This window comes from Rickettsia argasii T170-B (assembly GCF_000965185.1).
Classification (GTDB): Bacteria; Pseudomonadota; Alphaproteobacteria; order Rickettsiales; family Rickettsiaceae; genus Rickettsia; species Rickettsia rickettsii.
Genome location: NZ_LAOQ01000003.1, coordinates 47,689 through 66,925 on the forward strand (window position 1 = coordinate 47,689; position 19,237 = coordinate 66,925).

Consider the following 19,237-nt stretch of genomic DNA (forward strand, 5'->3'; position numbering starts at 1 on the left):
AATAAATATTAAATAGATTTATTAATCCAATCTAAAAGAGATTTTTTTTGTTGCAAACCTATTTTAGTATCTTTTTGTTCACCATTTTTAAATAACATTATCGTTGGAATACTACGAATACCGTATTCTGAAGGAGTGTTAGGATTTTCATCAATATTCATTTTAAGTACTTTTACCTTGCCTTGTAATTCTTTACTGATTTCATCTATTATCGGTGTTAACATTTTACACGGTCCGCACCATTCTGCCCAAAAATCAACCAGTACAGGTAAACCCGATTCTAATACTTCCTTTTTAAAAGAGCTATCCATTACGTTATTTGCCATAAATTCCTCTATGTTTTGTAGCATTGTCCATATATGGACAACATCTATATTTATAAATAAAATTATAAAGTACAGACTTCTACTTGTAAATAATGAAAATCTTTTTATTTATTATATTTATTTTTTCTATTATAATATATTCGCATTATTAAAGCTGCTGTTTCCTCTATTGATCTAGTCGACACATCAATTACCGGCCAATTTCTTTGATCACAAATTTTTCTACTTCTAGGCACTCTTTTTGTACTATATTAAAATCCGTATAGCTTTTATTTTCGTTAATTTGTAATAGATTTAATCTAGCTTCTCTTATCTCAATTAACCTATTTGGATTAATAACGAGTCCTACTACCAATTGACCTATATCTTTTTCTATAAAATCAGGAAAGGGGCAATTATAAACATAAGGAATATTGGCAGCTTTTAAACCGTTATACGCTAGAAATACGGAAGTCGGTGTCTTAGAAGTTCTAGAAGGACCTATTAATATTATATCAGCCTCTGATAATTCATTAAGCATTTGTCCGTCATCATGTCTTATAGCATAATCTATGGCATTAAGTGTATCAAAATAAGTTTTATCAAATTTATAATTGTAATTCTGTTCTTTTTCTATTTCAATACCTGAAAAAACAGACATTTCTTTAATAATTTTACCTATTACAGAAATACATGGAATTTTTAATTCATAGCAAAATTTCGTTAAAGCTTTTCGGAGTTCTTGATCGGCAATCGTGTATAATACTATCCCATATTTATATTCTATTTTACTTAATACTTCATTTAGCAATTCCAAATTTCTAATCATTGGCCAATGATATAATTTTGGTTTTAAGGAAGTAAATTGTGTAAGGGCAGAATTTGCTGCATATTTTGCAGTTTGCACGGAAGAGTCTGAAACTAAGTGAATAATCAGCTTTGTCATACTTTACACATGTAATTGTGGATAAATTTTTTAATAACTTATTATTTTTCCTATCAAAACCTATTAAAAATTTCCTCAAATCCTTATTAAATCAAGTAAATCTAGTGTATTTTCTTTTAAATAAATAGTTTGTGGATAAAATTGTGAATAAATATCATTTTTCTTTGAAAAAATAGTCTTTTCTAAGCTATAAATGAATTTTACACTTAATTATCCACTTGTATAAATTCATTACAAACTTATGTGAATAATAATTTAAAATGCCTATATTTTTAAGAAAATTTTAATGAAAATTTTGTTGATAACTCTGTTTAAAACATTTAATCTACATAATTCTACTTACATAAACAACAAATAATAAATATATTTATTATTTTAATATTTTTAGTAATAACATGAAGCAAATTATAAATCCGTTAAAAGGAAATAGTAATAAAATACCTATTTGGTTTATGCGTCAAGCAGGTAGATATTTGCCGGAATATAAAAAAGTAAGAGAAACAACAAAAAACTTTCTAGATTTTTGTTATGATGTTAATAAAGCAACGGAAGTAACCTTACAACCGATGAAACGTTATGGATTTGATGCAGCTATTATTTTTTCCGATATATTAGTTTTACCTCATGCTCTTGGATGGGAAGTGGATTTTAAAGAAAATATAGGGCCTATATTAAAGCAATTCAAATCACAAGAAGATTTTAAATATCTGCAAATCAATCCGAATGATAAATTAGAAAAGGTTTATGAAATAATAAAAAAAGTAAAAAAAGAATTACCATTCCCCATTTCTTTAATAGGATTTGCAGGTAGTCCTTGGACAGTGATGAGTTACATGCTAGAAGGAAAAGGAAAACAGGATTTTAAAACGAGCAAAAAATTCATATATGAAAATAAAATACTTGCTAAAGAATTATTAAATTTTATTACGGAAAAAACAGCTGATCATCTTATAAATCAAGCAAAATCTGGAGCAGATGTTTTAAAGCTTTTTGATTCATGGTCAGGAGTACTTGCAGAAGAGGAATTTACTGAATTTGTAATAGAGCCGACAAAAAAGATTGTACTAAAAGTAAAAGAAGTTTTTCCAAAAACTCCTATAATTACTTTTCCTAAAGGAGCAGGATTATTGTACGAAAAATTTATAAAAGAAGTACCGATAGATGTTTTAGCCGTAGATCAAATGGTCCCTCTTGAAAAAATGAAAGAGTGGAGTGATAAAGTAATAGTACAAGGTAATTTAGATCCGGTTGTATTATTAACTAATAAAGAAATTATTAAAGAAAAAACTTATAAAATTCTTCAGGCAATGAAAGGAAAGAATTTTATCTTTAATTTAGGACATGGTATTTTGCCTGAAACACCTACGGAAAATGTAGAATTTTTGACAAAATATGTTAGGTTATATGAAGAAAAGAATAGCAATAGTACTTTTTAATTTAGGCGGTCCAAAAGACCTTAAATCAGTGAAGCCTTTTCTATTTAATCTATTCTATGACAAAGCTATAATTAATCTACCAAATCCTTTGCGTTATATTATCGCTAAAATAATTTCTATTACTAGAGAGAAAAAATCTCAAAAAATTTATTCTTTAATCGGTGGTAAATCTTCTTTACTTCAGGAAACAGAGGAGCAGAAATTAGCACTAACCGAAAAGCTAAAGCAACTTATAAAAGAAGATTTCGCTATTTTTATAAATATGAGATATTCAGCACCGTTTGCTAAAGAAGTAATAGGCCAAATAAAAAAATATAATCCAAGCGAAGTAATATTATTGCCTCTATATTCTCAATTTTCAAGTACCACGACAGGATCATCGGTTAAAAATTTTTTACAAAACCTTGATATTGATATTCCAATTAAAACAATTTGCTGTTATCCTCTAGAAAAAGATTTTATAAAAGCCCATGTTTCATTAATTAAAGAAAAACTATACGGTAAAAATTTTCGTATATTATTTTCTGCTCACGGGTTACCCGAAAAAATAATAAAAGCAGGCGATCCTTATAGTTTTCAGATAAAAGAAACAGTACAAGCAATAGTTAAAGAATTAAATATAAAAGATCTAGATTATAAGATAACTTATCAAAGTAGAGTAGGACCTATAGAGTGGTTAAAACCGAATACGGAAGACGAAATAGAGCTAGCAGGAAAGTTAAAAAAAGACATAATTATCGTACCTATATCCTTTGTATCCGAGCATGTTGAAACACTAGTAGAGCTTGATATTGAATATAAATTAATCGCAGATAAATATGAAATTCAATATACCAGAATTCCGACACTTGGAACAAATAAAATTTTTATTAATAGTTTGACAAATATATTGCTACGATTTATTAATAAGGTTGATACTAATTTAGTTATGAGTAGCTCTAGTACAAGAATATGTCCAAACGAATTTACTAAATGTTTGTGTAAATTAACAAGTTAATAAGGAAAAGAATGGCAAGTTACTATCTATGGTTTAAGTCAGTCCATCTGATATCTGCTATATGTTGGATGGTAGGACTTCTTTATTTACCTAGAATCTATGTTTATCATATCAAAGCTAAAATAGGTAGTGAGCTAGATAGTACTTTACAAGTAATGGAGCTAAAATTACTCAGATTCATTATGAATCCGGCAATGATTAGCACATTTATTTTTGGTTTAATAAATGCTCATATTTACGGGTTTGTTGCTCTTGATACTTGGTTTCACTTTAAAATGTTTGCAGTATTAGTTTTAGTGATATTTCACGGTTTACTTGCAAGATGGCGAAAAGATTTTGCAAATGGTAAGAATGTCCATTCAGAAAAATTTTATCGCATAGTTAATGAGATTCCGGCTATTTGCATGATTGTTGCAGTAATTATGGTTATAGTGAAACCATTTAACTAGTATACTCTTTTTATTTGAAAAGGGATTGTTAAAGATATATCGTCATTGCGAGTAGGAAATAATAACAAACTTCTAAGATTGTGCTTCGTCAATTACTTACGTAATTTCCTCATAATGATGTTAAAACAGATCCATGCCGGCAATGTTTTTCCGTGAAAGGAAAGTAGGAATGACATAATAAAGCAATGTCTGCTAATCTATACTTTAGCAATACCAAATATTGCTTCTAATTCTGCTAAGCGTTTTCTCTATTGCGTTGATATCTCTCTTTTTCAAAGGTCTTTCTAGCACCTCTGCTATCTCAACTTTTAGGATTTCTAAATTTTCTTTTGAAGTAAACTCTGCTACGAGTTCAGGTAGGTTCTTGTTAGTTTGATTGGATATGTAGTTACTCCCGATTAATTAAACTTAAATTGCTTAAGTTTCAACCACCGAAGAGAAATAAACCCTTGGTGGTCAGGGAGTTAGCAAAACTGCCAAAAGTCAGCTATAATAGGTTTTGCTTAAAATAGTTTATTTATCTAAAGGATTTTTTATTTCTAATGTAAGTTGTAAAATTTATTTAGAATATCTATGAATAATAGCTGATAAACTTAATAAGTTAGTAATCTTTAAAGATAAAACCATTAGAAGAATTTTGCATAATAACAAATGGTGGTTTTTAGTAGTCGACGTAGTAGGAGCATTGACTGATAGTAGTGACCCTGGAGCTTATTGGAGAAAACTAAAACAAAGGTTAAACGAAGAAAAAAGTGAGGTCGTGACAAATTGTCACGGACTGAAATTAACTGCCACAGATGGAAAAAATATATAACAGACTGTGCAAATACAGAGTCATTACTTCGTATTATACAATCTATTCTGTCTCCAAAGGCAGAACCGTTTAAACAATGGCTTGCTAAAGTCGGTTATGAAAGGATTCAAGAAATTTCTGATCCAGAAAAGTCAATTGATAGAGCAAGGGATAATTGGAAACGACACGGTCGTAGAGAGAAATGGATTTAACAATGTATGATGGGGCAGGAAACACGAAATAAATTAACTGATTACTTGGAAAAACCATGAAGTAACAAAAGAGAATGAATTTGCTATATTAACTAATATTATTCATCAAGAATGGGCTGGTATAACTTAAAGAACACAAAAATATAAAGGGCTTAACAAATCAAAATTTACGTGATCACATGAATGAAGCAGAATTAATTTTTACTGCTCTTGCTGAATTATCTACTCGTCAGGTAACAGAAACTAATAATACAACAGGAATGGAAGAAAATAAGGTTGCAGGTAAAATAGGAGGAAGTATAGCTAAAAACGCTAAAACGGCCTTGGAAAATAAAACTGGTAAAAAAGTAATCTCAATAGAACATTATTTCCCGCCTAAACTTACAAAGTAAAAAATTTTGTTATAGTGAAATGCATTGAATTAGGTGACATTTTTTAATTTTTAAATAATATATCTCATATCGTAAATGGGTTGGCATTCGCTGTATCCTTAAAAAAATAAAATATTTCTTATAAATATCATCTAATTCAATGTATTTCACTATAAACCAAGGATTGCATCGGTTTTGTGGAAAATACTCTCACTTTTTACAGAAGTTTCAACACACCAAAATAGCATTTTGCCATTCCGGTTATGATTTTAAAAAAGTCAATCAAACTTTACTTCAGGTGGCAATGACATTAATATTGCCTCGACATTTCCATCGGTCATTAAGCCGAATTTAGTACCGCGGTCATATAGCAAATTAAATTCTACATATCTACCTCGCCTTATAAGCTGGTATTCTTTCTGCTCAGCTGTCCAAGGTAAAAATAACTTACTTCTAACGATTTCAGGATATACCGACAACAAAGCCTTACCTACGTCCTGTGTAAAGGCAAAATCCTGTTCAAAATTACCATTATTTAAGTAATCATAGAATATTCCGCCTACTCCTCTCGGCTCTTTTCGATGCTTTAGATAAAAATATTCATCACATTGCTTTTTGAATTTAGGATAATAGCTAGAATCATACTTATCGCACGCTTCTTTAAAAGCTGCATGAAACTTTACAGTTTCGTTTTTTTCCGGATAAAAAGGTGTTAAATCGCTACCGCCGCCAAACCAACTTTTAGAAGTTTCTATATAACGAGTATTAAAATGCATAGCGGGAATTAGCGGAGATTTAAGATGTGCGACTAATGAAATGCCTGTTGCAAAGAATTTCCCGTCTAGCTCTGCTCCTGGAATTTCGCTGCGGAATTCGGGAGAAAATTCACCAAATACGGTAGATATATTAACCCCGACTTTTTCAAATACTTCTCCTTTCATGAGAGACATGACACCGCCACCGCCGCCGTTACGTTGCCAACTTGAGCGTATAAACTTAGCCGGTTTTAAACCTTTGGTTTGTGCATATTCTTCTTCGATTTTTTCAAATTCTTTGCACAATAAATCACGTAAATTAGTAAACCAACTACTTGTTATTTCTTTATTTTCTATGTTCATAATTATTAAGCAACGATTTAATTACTTTCTTCATCATATACATAATCACTAAAAATACGGCAGCAATGATCATAATATAAAAAGCCGGAGCATAAAATAAGCCTGTGCGCTCTACAAGCCAACGAGAAATAATAGGTGAAGTTCCGCCGAATATCGCTATTGCAAAATTGTAACTGAAAGCAACACCGGTAAATCTTTGTTCTGCCGTAAATAAGGATATAACGAGTATATAAGCTGTACCTGCTATGCTTCCTGCGAGCATACCAAGTATTGTAAGAGCTATAATTTGTTGCCATATCTCTTCTGTCGACATAAGTAACATGGTCGGTAAAATCAATATCAAGATAGCAACACCAACAAGCATTGCCATTTTAAATTTTCCGATAATATCGGAAGTACCGCCGGCAAGCGGCATCGCTATCATCGCAATAAACGAACTATACGCTAAATATGATAAAGCAATAGTATTACTAAGAGCATTACATTATAATAGAAAACATTTATATATGTTTTTACTAAATACATAACGCTGCTAGCGATAGCACCTATACACATAGTTAAAAACATCGATCTCCAAGCAGTTCTAATTACATTGGAAAAAGGTGCTTTAAGAACTTGTTTCTTTTTCTCAAGCATTTTAAAAATCGGTGTTTCCGATACACGCAATCGCAAGTAAAATCCTGCAAGACCCATAAATCCGCCAAGCAGAAAAGCAAAACGCCAAGCAAAATCTATATGAGAGAAATAACGTTCTATTATAATACCGATAAATGTTGCAATTAAGGTACCGGCGATATTTGAACCATGTACTAAACCTGCCGTAAAACCCGGTCTTAAATTTTGACGATGTTCAAGGATAAAAATAGCCGCTCCCGTTCCTTCACCGCTAATACATAAACCTTGAATAAGCCGCATTATAACTAGAGTTATAGGGGCATAAATCCCAATACTTGCATATGAGGGTATGAGACCCATAATAAAGGTCGGAATAGTCATACCTAGCATCGAGATTATTAAAGCGATACGTCTACCGTATCTATCACCGATATAACCGAATAATATGCCTCCTATCGGTCTTGTCAGAAAGCCAACCGCAAATACTCCAAGGCTTAGAAGAATTCTAATGAATTCTGATTCGCCTGGAAAAAAAACTTGTCCAATAATCAGCGAAAAAACTGAATATACCGTAAAATCATAATATTCGAGTATATTACCTGAAATAGCAGATAAAAAAATGAACTTAGACCTATTCATCGAGCTTTAAATAACTTAATTACTAATTAGTTATTATAGACAAGTTACATCATTTATAAAGTGTAATTTATAATATTATAAATTAACTTTTATAATATTTAATTTTTTATATATTATTAATTAACATATGTAGTATAAATATTTAATTGTCGGCATTTTAATTCTTGTGGTGATAGTAATATGTTTTTGTGGTTATAAGTTCTTGTTTAATAAACAACCTGAATCAGTTGCAAATGATTTTGAAAAAGAATTAGCAAAATGTGATAAAGCTATAAAACAAAATTCAGGCTTATTAATAAAGGAGCGGTATTAATTCAGTTGGGAAAATACGATTTAGCTTTAGAAGCTTATAATAAGGCAATCGAAGTAGATCCAAGTCATCCTTATGCTTATAACAATAAAGCAGAAATATTAAGAAAGCTTGAAAAATACGAACTAGCACTTGAAGCATAAAATAAAGGAAATGAGTTTAATCCTAATGACGCTAAAGCTTCTATAAGGGGTTAGCTTTAGATACGTTACAGGAATATGAAGAAGCTATTAGATCGTATGATACAGTATTAGAGCTAGAACCGAATGAGCCTGTAATATACTTTAATAAAGGAAATATATATTTTAATATAGAAGAATATGATTTAGCTATTAAAATGTATAATAAAACAATACAGTTTAATCCTGATGATTTTAGAGCTTACGTGAATAAAGGAATAGTTTTAGGAATTCTTAAAAAATATAATTTAGCATTAAAAGCTTTTGATGCAGCACTTAAATTAAATATCAATGATTATAAAGCACATCTTAATAAAGGTCTTACTTTGGAAAAATTAGGCAAATACGATTTATCTCTTGAATAATACAACAAAGCATTAGAATTAGAGCCAAATGACTTTTGAGACACAAGCTCAAATACAAGCTATATTAGACATGCAAAAGGCTAAATAATAGTCATAATTTATTATGACTATTATAACGTACATATTAATTTGGTCATAACTATTATAATATACACGTTATAATGGTCAAGCACTTATAACCTAGTTATCCTCTAGTGGGAACTACCGGAATTCCTACTTTTGTAAGTTTAGCTCCTTTTGGCTTTTTAATTCCTGCAAATTTCTGTTCTTCTTGTTGTTTTCGTAGTTTTTTTCCTATTTTTGCAGCTTCTCTGCTACCTTTAAGAGCACTTTTTACGGGCTTTGTGTTAAGATTCGTAACATCTTTTGAAGTCTTAATACTTCAAATCTTTATCAAAATATTTTACGTCTGTAGCAATACTTAAATGGTAAACTCTGCTACCTTTTTGTATAAACTGATTTTGTAAAGCTTTACCTTCTAAATCTAAGAATTTACCATTTTTTTTGAAGAATAGTTTCATCAAGCTTAATATTCTCATCTAATACTACTTTTCCAAAATCACCTACTTCTCCAACTTTTGTACCACTAAGATCATATGCGTAAAGTTTTTCTTCATGGAAATCTAGGTTGTTCAAAAAGTTCTCTATAGAATTCTTATCATTAGTAAAATTGCCTAATTCATAGGTGCCTATAATTTTCTCTTCTTTGCTTACTACTTTTTTCGTATTTTTAATAATTCCAAGATAGGCTAGAGCTTTTTTAAACTTACCCAAATTACGCTTTACCTCAACTTCTATGGGTCTAGAAAATTCTTTTTCTTTTACTTCTTCAACTTCTCCTATAACTAATTGCCCATCTATGGGGCCGCCCAGTTTATCTTTAAAATGAATTAATTTGGCATTTTTACTCTATTTAATTCAGTTTCTTCAGTTTGAAAATGTAGATGTTTTTTTCTGGCATAAATTCCTCCTTGAATAAATTGTGGTTTATTTCAAGTGTAAAGGAGTAAATTAAATTTTTGCAAGAAGTTTTTATTGTTAGTTATTTCTCAATAACTAACAAATATTAAGAATTAAAAACTACTGTGCCGTCCAGCCACCATCTATCAAGAGTCCACTACCTGTTATTAATGATGCTTTTTTTGTCACATAAGAATATTACTAAGTTTGCTATTTCATCAGCTTCTACAAATTTTTTCGTAGCTTGAGATTTAAGGATTACATCCCTTAACGCTGATTCTTAACTGATATGTCTAGCTTTAGCAGTATCTGCTATTTGATTCCTTACTAATGGTATGTTGACGTAACCGGGACAGATAGCATTAACTGTAATATTATTCTCAGCCACTTCTAAAGCAACGGTTTTGGTAAGCCCAAGGATACAGTACTTTACTGCTACATATGCCGACTTGAAAGGTGATGCGACATATGCATAAGCGGAAGCGATATTAACAATTCGCCCGAAGCCGTTTTTTTTCATAATCTGTATTGCGTATGTAGTATAGAAAGATGCTATTAAATCTATACACAAAATTTGCTCCCATTTATCTTCAGGAAATTCATCGATAGCAGCAACATGCTGAATACCTGCATTATTTACTAATATGTCTATTTTACCGAATTCTTTTATTATCCTCTCAAACATAGAATGAATTTCATCAGGTTTTTCCAAATTTATTCCTTGATAAAATACAGCCCTTGTCCCAAGTTCTTTCAATTTTGCTGAAATTGTGGCTACTTCATCTTCTTTTGCAAAACCGTTTTTGCAAAATGTTTTGCTATCTCAAGCCCGATACCGCTAGTAGAACCGGTAATAACTGCTACTTTGTCTTTCATTTTTATCGCCTTATAAAATATGCACTGTCATACCGTGGCTTGTACCAGCCAGCTAAATCGTCATTGCGAGCAGAGTCATAGGCTGCGTGGTAATCTCAGAACTTTAGCACTAGATTGCTTAGTCAATTACTTATGTAATTTCCTCACAATGACAAGAAAATTAGAATCATGCAACAAAGCTGATCAAGTCACGGGATGACATATTTAATCAAGTAATATTTGTCTTTTATTTAAAAGTAACTTATATTAGATTACACTTAAAGAAATAATGTATAAATCTATGGAAATTGTTAATAGTGTTGATGCATCTGTATCTTGCCAGGGCAAAGAACCTCCATATGACCATCCGAAAGTTTATTTAGAGATAGATAAAGAAAAAAAGGAAGTTATCTGCCCATATTGTAGTAAGAAATTTAAACTAGTAACAAAATGACTATAAAATTTTTGTCAGAAAGTACTATCAACCGAATTGCTGCCGGTGAGGTTATAGAAAGGCCCGCATCGGTAGTAAAGGAATTAGTTGAAAATGCTGTTGATGCAAGTAGTACTAAAATAGATATTATTTTAGAACGTGCCGGTAAAAATCTAATCATTATTTCCGATGACGGTATTGGTATGACTGATAAGGAATTAAAAATTGCTGTTGAACGTCATACAACTTCTAAGCTTGATGAAAGTGATTTTCTAAATATTAATACTTTCGGTTTTAGGGGTGAAGCACTGCCGTCTATTGCTGCTATTAGCAAAATGCTAATTACTTCTAAAAAACGAGATGCCGACAAAGCATTTCAGATTAAGTTAATCGGCGGCAATGAAAAACAAGTTACTATTTCTGTTCATAATGAAGGTACTAAAATAGAGATACGTGATTTATTTTTCGCAACACCTGCACGTTTAAAATTTCTTAGAGCCGATAAAACAGAGCTTGCAGCAACTGTAGATGTGGTTAAGAAAATCGCTCTAGCACATCCTGAAATTTCTTTTAGTTTAACACATGACGGCAAGAATTTATTAAAACTAAAGGGACAAAATAAAGATGCTGAAACTAACCTAAAACAGCGTATAATTGATGTAATAGGTGATGATTTTATAAAAAACGCCGCTTATATAGACTTCAAAACACCTGATTTCTCTATTTGCGGCTATACTAGTAGCTCGACATATAATAGAGCTTCAAGTGAAGATCAGTTTTTATTTATTAATAATAGACCAGTAAAAGATAAATTATTACAGGTAGCTTTAAGGGTAGCATATCAAGATTATTTAGCTCGTGATCGTTATCCGCTATGTGCTATATTCTTACAAATCGATCCGCAACTTGTTGACGTTAACGTACATCCGGCAAAAGCAGAGGTTAGGTTTCATGACCCGAATTATGTGCGAAACTTATTAATAGAAGCAATTAAAAATGCTTTAACAAATAAAAGCCATGTTACTTCTACTATTATCGCCTCTGATGCTCTTGAGTTATTTAAAAATCCTTTAGTTAACAAACAATCGCCAGTAAGTAAAGTTATAAATGTTAATAGTAAATCGGCAGATTATAGACCTACTACTCATTCTACACTTAATACAGTTCCTCAAAATCATGTTTGTCAAAAATTAATCGATACATTATCACATGCTAAAATAGAACAAGAAGTAGAAAACCGTATAGAACATGAACAGCAAACCCGTAAACAATATAAACTTGGAGCAGCTAAAGCACAACTTCATACGACTTATATTATTTCACAAACCGAAGATAGTATAGTGATTACCGACCAGCATGCAGCACACGAACGTTTAGGGTATGAAAAAATAAAAGATTACCTTAAAACGGAAGAGTTAATCAAACAGCGTTTGCTTATCCCTGAGATAGTAGAACTGCCAAATGAAAAAAAAGCAGATTGTTTATATGACCATAGAGAAAAACTACATAAACTCGGTTTAACTCTAGAAAAATTCGGTGAAAAATCTATTATAGTAACTGAAATTCCAAATATCCTTGGAGATGTAAACGTACAAAAGTTAATTCAGGATCTCGCCGATCATTTATCGGATTTTGGCAAGAATATAGCTTTGACAGAGTTAATCGAGCATGTAACGGAAACTTATGCCTGTCATTACTCTATTAGAACAGGACGAAAATTATCGGCAGATGAAATGAATGCCTTACTGCGTCAAATGGAAAATACGCCGCTTTCAGGTCAATGTAATCACGGCAGACCTACTTATATTGAGTTGAAGCTTAAGGATATCGAACGCTTATTTGGACGGTAACTCGTTCGCAATGACGTATCTCTCTTTATTTTGCAATGCCTAGTTTTTACTTGACTATTTTTCATTTTCGTTTTATTCTGCTTTTCTTAGAATAATAATATCTTGATTTAAGGTGTCAGCTAATGGCAAAGAAAAATAAAAATGTTTTGGTAAGGCTAGTAAGTACTGCCGGCACAGGTGTTTTTTGGGTAAAGAAACGTAATCCGAAGACCCAAACCGAGAAGCTTTCTTTTCGTAAGTATGATAAAGTAGTTAGAAAACATGTTCTTTTTAAAGAAGAAAAAATAAAATAATTGTAAGTAATATATGGCAGTAAAAATTCGTTTAGCTAGAGGTGGTGCTAAAAAACGTCCTTTTTACCGTGTAGTGGTAGCTAACGCAACAGCACCTCGTGACGGTGACTTTTTAGAAAAAGTTGGAACTTATGATCCAATGCTTGCTTCAGATAATAGTGAGCGTGTTGTTTTAAAAAAAGATCGTATAGAATATTGGCTTGGCACCGGTGCTAAACCAACTGAGCGAGTCGCAAAATTTATTGAGCAAGCGGGTGTTACTCTTCCTAAGAAAGTTAAAAAGGAAATGGAAGTGAAAACAAAAAACCGCAAAGCTAGACTAAGTAAAAAGGAAGCTAAAGAAGCTTAGTTTATAGTGTATTTTCGTCATTGCGAGCAGGCATTGACTGTGTGGATCAATTCAGCCCCTGTCATCCCGCTATTTGAGTGCAGGATTTAGTAAATTTGACTGTTACAAGTTATTTTTCTAGATATTGTGGTCAAGACACGGGTATGACAGCACATATCTCTTCTCTATAATCATATTAATATGCCGGATTAGCTCAGTGGTAGAGCAACCGCCTTGTAAGCGGTAGGTCATCAGTTCAAATCCGATATCCGGCACCATCAAAATTTTTCTTGTCATACTGGGACTATCTTTATATAGATACCAAATCGTCATTGTGAGCAGCCGTAGTCTGCGTGGCAATCTTATGAAATAATAACAAACTTCCTGAGATTGCTTCGTCGAATTACTGTGTAATTCTTCTCGCAATGACGATTTACCGATCCATGCAAGCAAGCTTTCACAAGAATTATATAGAAAAAAACATACAATAGTGACATCCTTTAAAATTTTTATATATGATAGTAATCGATAAAACATCTTATAGAGCTGTGGGATTTGATAAACGTATTAAATTCCTAGTGCTACATTATACACAGTGTGATTTTAAGCAGTCTTTAGATTTTCTAACCGGTGAAAAGTTAAGTAGCCATTATTTAATAAACAATGAAAACCCTGAACATATATTTCAATTAGTAGAAGAGCGTGATAGAGCATGGCATGCTGGAGTAAGTTACTGGCAAGGTCATGAGCGTATTAATGATACATCAATCGGTATTGAAATCGTAAATCCTGCTTTTGAAGTAAATGCAAAAAACAATGATATAGTTTGGCTACCCTATTCGGAAAGGCAAATTAATAGTGTTATAAGTTTGTGTAAACAGATTATTGCTAGATATGATATTAAACCTACTAGAGTAGTTGGGCATTCTGATATTGCTCCAGGTAGAAAACAGGACCCTGGTCCGCTATTTCCTTGGAAACTATTATATGATAACGATATTGGAGCTTGGTATGATGAACAGGCGTTTAACGATCTATTGCCGCAAGTCGACATAACCGATATTGCAGCAATTCAGCAAAAATTTATTACATACGGTTATAAGCTTGAAGTTACCGAAATTTTAGACTCTAAAATGAAAGATATTATAATTTCGTTTCAAATGCATTTTCGTCCTAGTAATTTTTCTGGCGATTTGGATGCTGAAACCATAGCAATTTTAGATGCATTAATATTGAAATATAAATCTGAATTAATATGATAAGATTTATAACTATACCGGATTTTGCGGATTATCAAGTTACTTTGAAATTAATGGAAGATTACGTTAACAAAGTAATTAGTGATCATGAGCCGGAAATTATTTATTTAGTTGAACATTCGGCAGTATATACAGCTGGTACTAATTATAAACAAGAAGAATTATTAAATTACGGTGATATTCCGGTAATTTACACAGGACGTGGCGGTAAATTTACTTTTCATGGACCGGGTCAGCGTGTTATTTATCCAATTCTTAATTTAGCTTCACCAAATCGACACAAAGATTTAAAGCTATATATAAAAATGCTTGAAGAATGGATTATAAATAGCTTAAATTATTTTGGAATTAAAGCATATATTATTAAAGATAAAGTAGGAATTTGGGTAAAAGTAAGGAAAGATGAATTTGCTAAAATTGCTGCAATAGGTGTTAGAGTAAGAAAATGGGTTACATATCATGGTGTAGCTATAAATATTTCAACAGATTTAAGTAAGTTTAGTGGGATTATTCCTTGTGGACTTGAAAATTCTTTAGTAACATCTTTAAATCAGTTAGGGATTCATGTTGAAATGTTTGAATTTGATAAAATTATTCAAACTGAATTTAATAAAATATTTAAATGATCAGAAAATTTTTACTCACAATTTTTGCTCTTTGGGTCGGTGGTTTTTGTTATTAGTTATATTTAATAAATTCTTATAAGCTTAATAGTAATACCACTAATGCAATAATAGTGTTTGTAGGAGGAGGACATAAAATTGAAACCGGTATTGCTTGGCTTAAGGCAGGCTATGCACCTATATTATTTATTACTGGTATAGAATCTACAGAGCAATTAAAAAATTTGTTAAAGGAACGTAATGTTATAGAACAGCAGGTAATATTTGCTCCGAATAAAATAATGTCTGAAGAAGATAATATTAAGAAAGCGGTTGATTTTATTGTAACTTACAATTTTACTTCAATAATTTTAGTAGAGCATAATTATAATATGCCTTTTATGCTAAATAAGCTTGAAAAAGCGATTTCTTCTTATAATAATATCTATATAGTACCATCTCCTGTTTTTTCCAAACAAAAATATGATGTGTTATTAAAATCCTATCATCGTTATTTAATGAGTATACTCGTTTAATTTGCTTCTTTACTCTTTTCTAGTACAATATTTTAGAACGGCTACGCCAAATAATGCAGAAATTAAAGAGCCTATTATTACTGCAGCTCTTATAGAGTTTGAAGGGCAGCTGCTCTCAAACGTAATACTACCTATAAATAAACTTTAAATCCAATCCCTCCAAGTATAGCTATAGAATAAAATTTTAACCATGAAGTATCACTTGGTAAATTACAGAGTTTAATTTTACAAATGGATATGAAAATAGCATAATACCTAATTGCTTACCTACAAATAAACCAAATATTATCCCATAAATTAAAGCAAGTATTGAGTTGGAACAAATGCCTTTAAATGCAAAATTTTCTAAAAGGATACCGGAATTCATAAATACAAAAAGCGGTAAAATAAAGTAATTTACAAAAGGACGAGTTAAGTTTTCAAGTTTTTTAAAAGAAGTATTAAATTCTCCTTTTATATTAACAGGTATAAAAAGTGCTATAATGGCTCTGCATAAAGTATCGTGAATACCTGACTCCACCATACTAATCCATAATAATAAACCTACAATTATATAATAAAATAATTGTTTAACTTGTCGATAATTCAATATAAACAAGATGAATATAATTATAGAGGAAATTAATAATGCCGGAGTATTGATTGTTTTAGTATAAAACAAAGCTAGTATAATTAACGTAAAAGCATCGTCAATTAATGAGAAACCTATAATAAAAGCTCGTAATTCTAAAGATATATGTCGGCTGAAAAAAGATAAAATACCAAGGACAAAAGCAGTATCAGTTGCGATAGGAATAGCCCATCCTTTTATTAATCCCGGTTTATCGTAATTAAAAAATATGTATATTAAGACAGGAATTACCACACCTCCAAGGGCTACCGCTGCAGGTAATATTAGTTTTTTTATTTTTATGTTCACCTTCTACTAGGTGAAATGTCATCTCTAAACCTATTAATAAAAAGAAGAAAGTCATGAGACCGTCATTAACTAACTCTATAAAAGTTGTTTGTAAACTTACATTTCCTATTGTTAAAGAAAATTTACTGTAAATAAAAGAAGAATAATATTTTGTTAGGAAAATGTTATTGCTGACAATTATTGCTAAGGTAAAAGCAATAATTAATAATATACCGGCAAAAGTACCTGATTTAATTAATTCTCTTAACTGGTTATTTATACTCATGATTTTAATATTAGTTATAACAAGCTCATAATAATAAGTTATTTAAATTCATTAAGAAAGTCAAAAATCTATATAAATCCATAGCAATAATTTATTTTTTAGTGAGATAAAAAGTTGTTTTTTGTACTTTTATAAGCTTGTATAATAAGTGTAAGAAGATATAATTATTAATTACAAAAAATATCTAAGCAATTCTTATGTTAGCAGAACAGCAAACCGAATGGATTGAATGTATTATCAGCAATAACCTTGTAAATAAGGTATGGCAGCATATAGATAATGATACTAAAAAGAATGTTTATTTCCAAAAACCAAAATCAAAAATAGAACAGACAAGATTAAACGGAAAAAGACCGGATTATATCTTATATGAAGATATAAAAGGCGATGGAATATTTCTTAGAAAAAATTACATCAACGGAAAAGTGATTTAGGCGAATATTTTACACTGAGAAATATAGTTAAAACCATTATTAATTTGGTTGATCCTAAATTTAAAGAAACAATTTATGATCCTTTTTCGGTACAGGTGGATTCTTAACTGAAGCTTTTAATTATATCAAAGAAAATAATATAATTAATACCGATGTAGAAAAATTAAGATTTAATATATTATATGGGCGAGAGTTAACCAAAACCGCTAGAATCGCTAAGATGAATATGATTTTGCATGGTGATGGACATAGCGGAATTCAGCAAATAAATAGTCTTGAGAACCCTAATGATGTTAAACCCTTAACTGATCAGCAGTTAAAGTTTGATGTAATTGTTGCTAATTGCCATTTTTTCAAACTATCACTAAAAAAACTAGCAAAAACGGCAAAACCATAACAGAAAATCATATAACTTCTCTTTTTATAACGGCATTGCAAAAAATAACGGTGATGCTGCTTGTGTTTTGCATTGCCTACAAAATTTAAAAGAGAGTGGTAGAATGGCATTGGTAGTACCTGAAGGGTTCTTATTCAGAAAAGACACCGCTGCTGTGCGTCAATTTTTACTATCAAAAGCAAAGCTGCAACTCGTTATCTCTCTACCGCAAGGTACTTTTTTACCTTATACAGGAGTAAAAACGTCAATACTTTATTTTATCGATGCACATAAACCGAATAATCAAAAAGAATATTGGTTTTATGAGGTTAAAAATATCGGCGTTACATCTAGACAATAAAAAAAGAAAAATTGTCGGTATAAATTATTTAAACAGGCGAGGATGGAAAATTAAATTTATCTAAATTCCTTTTATAGATCTCGATTTTTATCAAATAGCTAAAAAAGGATTGGTGAAAAACAATGATATTTTAATGTGTAAAGATGGAGCATTAACGGGTAAAGTGTGTTTTGTAGATGATAAAATTTTACCGCAAATAGAAGTAATGGTTAATGAACATGTTTATATTTTTAGAGGGAAACCGAATATTATGCATCAATCTTATTTATTTTATTGTTTAAATAGCGATATAATTCAAAGTCAAATTAATAAGAACTTAGCTTATAATAAAGGTGCTCAGCCTGGTTTAAGTAGAGAACATATAAACTCAATTTACATTTCTCTTCTGTCTCTAGAAAAACAACAGAAAATTATTAAAGAATTGAATAGCTATCAAAAGATAATAGAGGGGGCAAAACAGATAATAGATAATTGGCATCCTTATTTTGAAATAAATAAACAATGGGAAATTGTTAAATTTGGCGATATCATTATCAATAAATTAAAAAGTAATATTTTATCTCTTGAGCGTAAGGAGTATACAACATTAATAGTATGTAAAAAAGGTAAAATGATTAACATTAATACTGCAATTAAGGGGGATATTCCAGTAATAGCAGTTGGTCGGGTTAGTCCTTATTCACATAATCAATATAATTTTAACGGTAACATAATCACTATTTCTTCATTGGGAGCATATGCTGGATATATTTGGTATCATAATTCACCAATGTGGGCTTCAGATTGTAACGTAATCTATTCAATTAATGAAAAACTATTGTTAACTAAATATCTATATTATATTTTAAAATCTCAGCAAAATATAATATACCAAAAGCAAGCTGGATCAGGTCAACCTCACGTTTATTTGAAAGATTTAGAGGATTTACAAATTCCTATCCCGCCTCTTGAAGAACAGCAAAAAATGGTAACAGAGCTCAAAGTAAGATTGACAACCTTAAAAACTATATAAAACAATTTGAAAACAAACT

The 19,237-nt window shown here is 30.8% G+C and carries 21 protein-coding genes, 1 tRNA gene and 7 pseudogenes; 22 read left to right on the forward strand and 7 right to left on the reverse strand.

Annotation, left to right across the window (positions count from 1 at the left end; all coding sequences use genetic code 11):
* Nucleotides 1-8: 8 nt before the first annotated feature.
* Entirely contained in the window at nucleotides 9-326 is a 318-nt protein-coding gene (gene trxA, locus RAT170B_RS04045) for a thioredoxin (protein ID WP_014013720.1), read from the reverse strand.
* 104 nt (nucleotides 327-430) lie between these two features.
* Nucleotides 431-1,251 (reverse strand): annotated as a pseudogene (locus tag RAT170B_RS04050) (pyruvate, water dikinase regulatory protein).
* A gap of 395 nt (nucleotides 1,252-1,646) precedes the next feature.
* Here RAT170B_RS04050 and hemE point away from each other — a divergent pair.
* From hemE to RAT170B_RS08725, 5 genes are all read left to right on the forward strand, one after another.
* Nucleotides 1,647-2,687: a uroporphyrinogen decarboxylase gene (hemE, locus tag RAT170B_RS04055; protein ID WP_045805673.1), complete on the forward strand. Its 1,041-nt coding sequence runs from the start codon at nucleotides 1,647-1,649 to the stop codon at nucleotides 2,685-2,687.
* Complete coding sequence (hemH, locus tag RAT170B_RS04060; RefSeq protein WP_014014941.1) at nucleotides 2,644-3,684, forward strand: ferrochelatase; 1,041 nt, start codon at nucleotides 2,644-2,646, stop codon at nucleotides 3,682-3,684. Before hemE ends, hemH begins: the two co-directional genes overlap by 44 nt.
* 11 nt (nucleotides 3,685-3,695) lie before the next feature.
* Nucleotides 3,696-4,133 carry a protoporphyrinogen oxidase HemJ gene (gene hemJ / locus RAT170B_RS04065; RefSeq protein ID WP_045805674.1) on the forward strand — a complete coding sequence of 146 codons (438 nt, stop codon included), beginning with the start codon at nucleotides 3,696-3,698 and terminating at the stop codon, nucleotides 4,131-4,133.
* A 637-nt stretch (nucleotides 4,134-4,770) separates the two neighbouring features.
* A complete protein-coding gene (locus RAT170B_RS11480) occupies nucleotides 4,771-4,947 on the forward strand; it encodes a hypothetical protein (protein WP_261368699.1) in 177 nt (58 codons plus the stop codon).
* A 370-nt stretch (nucleotides 4,948-5,317) separates the two neighbouring features.
* Nucleotides 5,318-5,530 carry a hypothetical protein gene (locus RAT170B_RS08725; RefSeq protein ID WP_082068661.1) on the forward strand — a complete coding sequence of 71 codons (213 nt, stop codon included), beginning with the start codon at nucleotides 5,318-5,320 and terminating at the stop codon, nucleotides 5,528-5,530.
* 257 nt (nucleotides 5,531-5,787) lie between these two features.
* On the opposite strand, the gene hemF is transcribed toward RAT170B_RS08725, so the two are convergent.
* On the reverse strand, nucleotides 5,788-6,627 hold the full coding sequence (gene hemF, locus RAT170B_RS04075; RefSeq protein WP_045805675.1) for an oxygen-dependent coproporphyrinogen oxidase: 840 nt from the start codon (nucleotides 6,625-6,627) through the stop codon (nucleotides 5,788-5,790).
* A pseudogene (locus RAT170B_RS04080) lies at nucleotides 6,611-7,881 on the reverse strand (MFS transporter). The gene hemF and the pseudogene RAT170B_RS04080 overlap by 17 nt, the downstream one beginning before the upstream one ends.
* A 202-nt stretch (nucleotides 7,882-8,083) precedes the next feature.
* On the opposite strand from RAT170B_RS04080, the pseudogene RAT170B_RS12390 reads away from it, so the two are divergent.
* A pseudogene (locus tag RAT170B_RS12390) lies at nucleotides 8,084-8,630 on the forward strand (tetratricopeptide repeat protein); the annotation flags it as partial.
* Nucleotides 8,631-8,663: 33 nt separating this feature from the next.
* A pseudogene (locus tag RAT170B_RS12395) lies at nucleotides 8,664-8,735 on the forward strand (hypothetical protein); the annotation flags it as partial.
* A gap of 492 nt (nucleotides 8,736-9,227) precedes the next feature.
* Here the strand turns inward: RAT170B_RS12395 and RAT170B_RS11490 are convergent.
* Together RAT170B_RS11490 and RAT170B_RS10800 are read right to left on the reverse strand one after the other, a co-directional pair.
* Complete coding sequence (locus RAT170B_RS11490; protein ID WP_225981278.1) at nucleotides 9,228-9,509, reverse strand: hypothetical protein; 282 nt, start codon at nucleotides 9,507-9,509, stop codon at nucleotides 9,228-9,230.
* A 466-nt stretch (nucleotides 9,510-9,975) separates the two neighbouring features.
* Entirely contained in the window at nucleotides 9,976-10,452 is a 477-nt protein-coding gene (locus RAT170B_RS10800) for an SDR family NAD(P)-dependent oxidoreductase (protein WP_045805676.1), read from the reverse strand.
* Nucleotides 10,453-10,839: 387 nt separating this feature from the next.
* Here RAT170B_RS10800 and RAT170B_RS08730 point away from each other — a divergent pair, with 387 nt between their 5' ends.
* The 9 genes and pseudogenes from RAT170B_RS08730 (at nucleotide 10,840) to RAT170B_RS10455 (ending at nucleotide 15,999) form a co-directional block, all read left to right on the forward strand.
* The gene (locus RAT170B_RS08730; protein WP_008579257.1) at nucleotides 10,840-11,004 is read left to right on the forward strand and encodes a zinc-finger domain-containing protein; all 165 of its coding nucleotides are present in this window, start codon (nucleotides 10,840-10,842) and stop codon (nucleotides 11,002-11,004) included.
* On the forward strand, nucleotides 11,001-12,833 hold the full coding sequence (gene mutL, locus RAT170B_RS04105; RefSeq protein ID WP_045805677.1) for a DNA mismatch repair endonuclease MutL: 1,833 nt from the start codon (nucleotides 11,001-11,003) through the stop codon (nucleotides 12,831-12,833). The genes RAT170B_RS08730 and mutL overlap by 4 nt, the downstream gene beginning before the upstream one ends.
* 122 nt (nucleotides 12,834-12,955) lie before the next feature.
* A complete protein-coding gene (rpmG, locus tag RAT170B_RS04110) occupies nucleotides 12,956-13,126 on the forward strand; it encodes a 50S ribosomal protein L33 (RefSeq protein ID WP_004997072.1) in 171 nt (56 codons plus the stop codon).
* Between the two features lie 13 nt (nucleotides 13,127-13,139).
* Nucleotides 13,140-13,475, forward strand: coding sequence for a 30S ribosomal protein S16 (rpsP, locus tag RAT170B_RS04115; RefSeq protein ID WP_014014933.1), 336 nt, complete (start codon nucleotides 13,140-13,142; stop codon nucleotides 13,473-13,475).
* 182 nt (nucleotides 13,476-13,657) lie between these two features.
* A tRNA-Thr gene (locus RAT170B_RS04120) sits at nucleotides 13,658-13,732 on the forward strand.
* 237 nt (nucleotides 13,733-13,969) lie between these two features.
* A complete protein-coding gene (locus tag RAT170B_RS04125; protein ID WP_014014932.1) occupies nucleotides 13,970-14,713 on the forward strand; it encodes an N-acetylmuramoyl-L-alanine amidase in 744 nt (247 codons plus the stop codon).
* Nucleotides 14,710-15,339 (forward strand): lipoyl(octanoyl) transferase LipB, encoded by a 630-nt coding sequence (gene lipB / locus RAT170B_RS04130; protein ID WP_014014931.1) that lies wholly within the window; start codon nucleotides 14,710-14,712, stop codon nucleotides 15,337-15,339. Before RAT170B_RS04125 ends, lipB begins: the two co-directional genes overlap by 4 nt.
* Nucleotides 15,336-15,851: pseudogene (locus tag RAT170B_RS04135) on the forward strand (YdcF family protein). The gene lipB and the pseudogene RAT170B_RS04135 overlap by 4 nt, the downstream one beginning before the upstream one ends.
* A gap of 1 nt (nucleotide 15,852) precedes the next feature.
* Nucleotides 15,853-15,999 carry a hypothetical protein gene (locus RAT170B_RS10455; RefSeq protein WP_014014929.1) on the forward strand — a complete coding sequence of 49 codons (147 nt, stop codon included), beginning with the start codon at nucleotides 15,853-15,855 and terminating at the stop codon, nucleotides 15,997-15,999.
* Nucleotides 16,000-16,035: 36 nt separating this feature from the next.
* Here RAT170B_RS10455 and nhaA read toward each other — a convergent pair.
* Nucleotides 16,036-17,035, reverse strand: a pseudogene (gene nhaA / locus RAT170B_RS08735) (Na+/H+ antiporter NhaA).
* A 197-nt stretch (nucleotides 17,036-17,232) separates the two neighbouring features.
* On the opposite strand from nhaA, the gene RAT170B_RS10460 reads away from it, so the two are divergent.
* From RAT170B_RS10460 to RAT170B_RS04160, 6 genes and pseudogenes are all read left to right on the forward strand, one after another.
* The gene (locus RAT170B_RS10460) at nucleotides 17,233-17,469 is read left to right on the forward strand and encodes a hypothetical protein (RefSeq protein WP_045805678.1); all 237 of its coding nucleotides are present in this window, start codon (nucleotides 17,233-17,235) and stop codon (nucleotides 17,467-17,469) included.
* A 23-nt stretch (nucleotides 17,470-17,492) separates the two neighbouring features.
* The gene (locus RAT170B_RS10465) at nucleotides 17,493-17,576 is read left to right on the forward strand and encodes a hypothetical protein (RefSeq protein ID WP_261368718.1); all 84 of its coding nucleotides are present in this window, start codon (nucleotides 17,493-17,495) and stop codon (nucleotides 17,574-17,576) included.
* A gap of 35 nt (nucleotides 17,577-17,611) precedes the next feature.
* Nucleotides 17,612-17,866, forward strand: coding sequence for an SAM-dependent methyltransferase (locus RAT170B_RS10470; protein WP_261368719.1), 255 nt, complete (start codon nucleotides 17,612-17,614; stop codon nucleotides 17,864-17,866).
* 34 nt (nucleotides 17,867-17,900) lie between these two features.
* A complete protein-coding gene (locus RAT170B_RS10475; protein WP_409994155.1) occupies nucleotides 17,901-18,206 on the forward strand; it encodes a class I SAM-dependent DNA methyltransferase in 306 nt (101 codons plus the stop codon).
* 112 nt (nucleotides 18,207-18,318) lie between these two features.
* Nucleotides 18,319-18,612, forward strand: a pseudogene (locus RAT170B_RS11495) (restriction endonuclease subunit S); the annotation flags it as partial.
* 6 nt (nucleotides 18,613-18,618) lie between these two features.
* On the forward strand, nucleotides 18,619-19,218 hold the full coding sequence (locus RAT170B_RS04160; protein WP_409994156.1) for a restriction endonuclease subunit S: 600 nt from the start codon (nucleotides 18,619-18,621) through the stop codon (nucleotides 19,216-19,218).
* Nucleotides 19,219-19,237 lie beyond the last annotated feature (19 nt).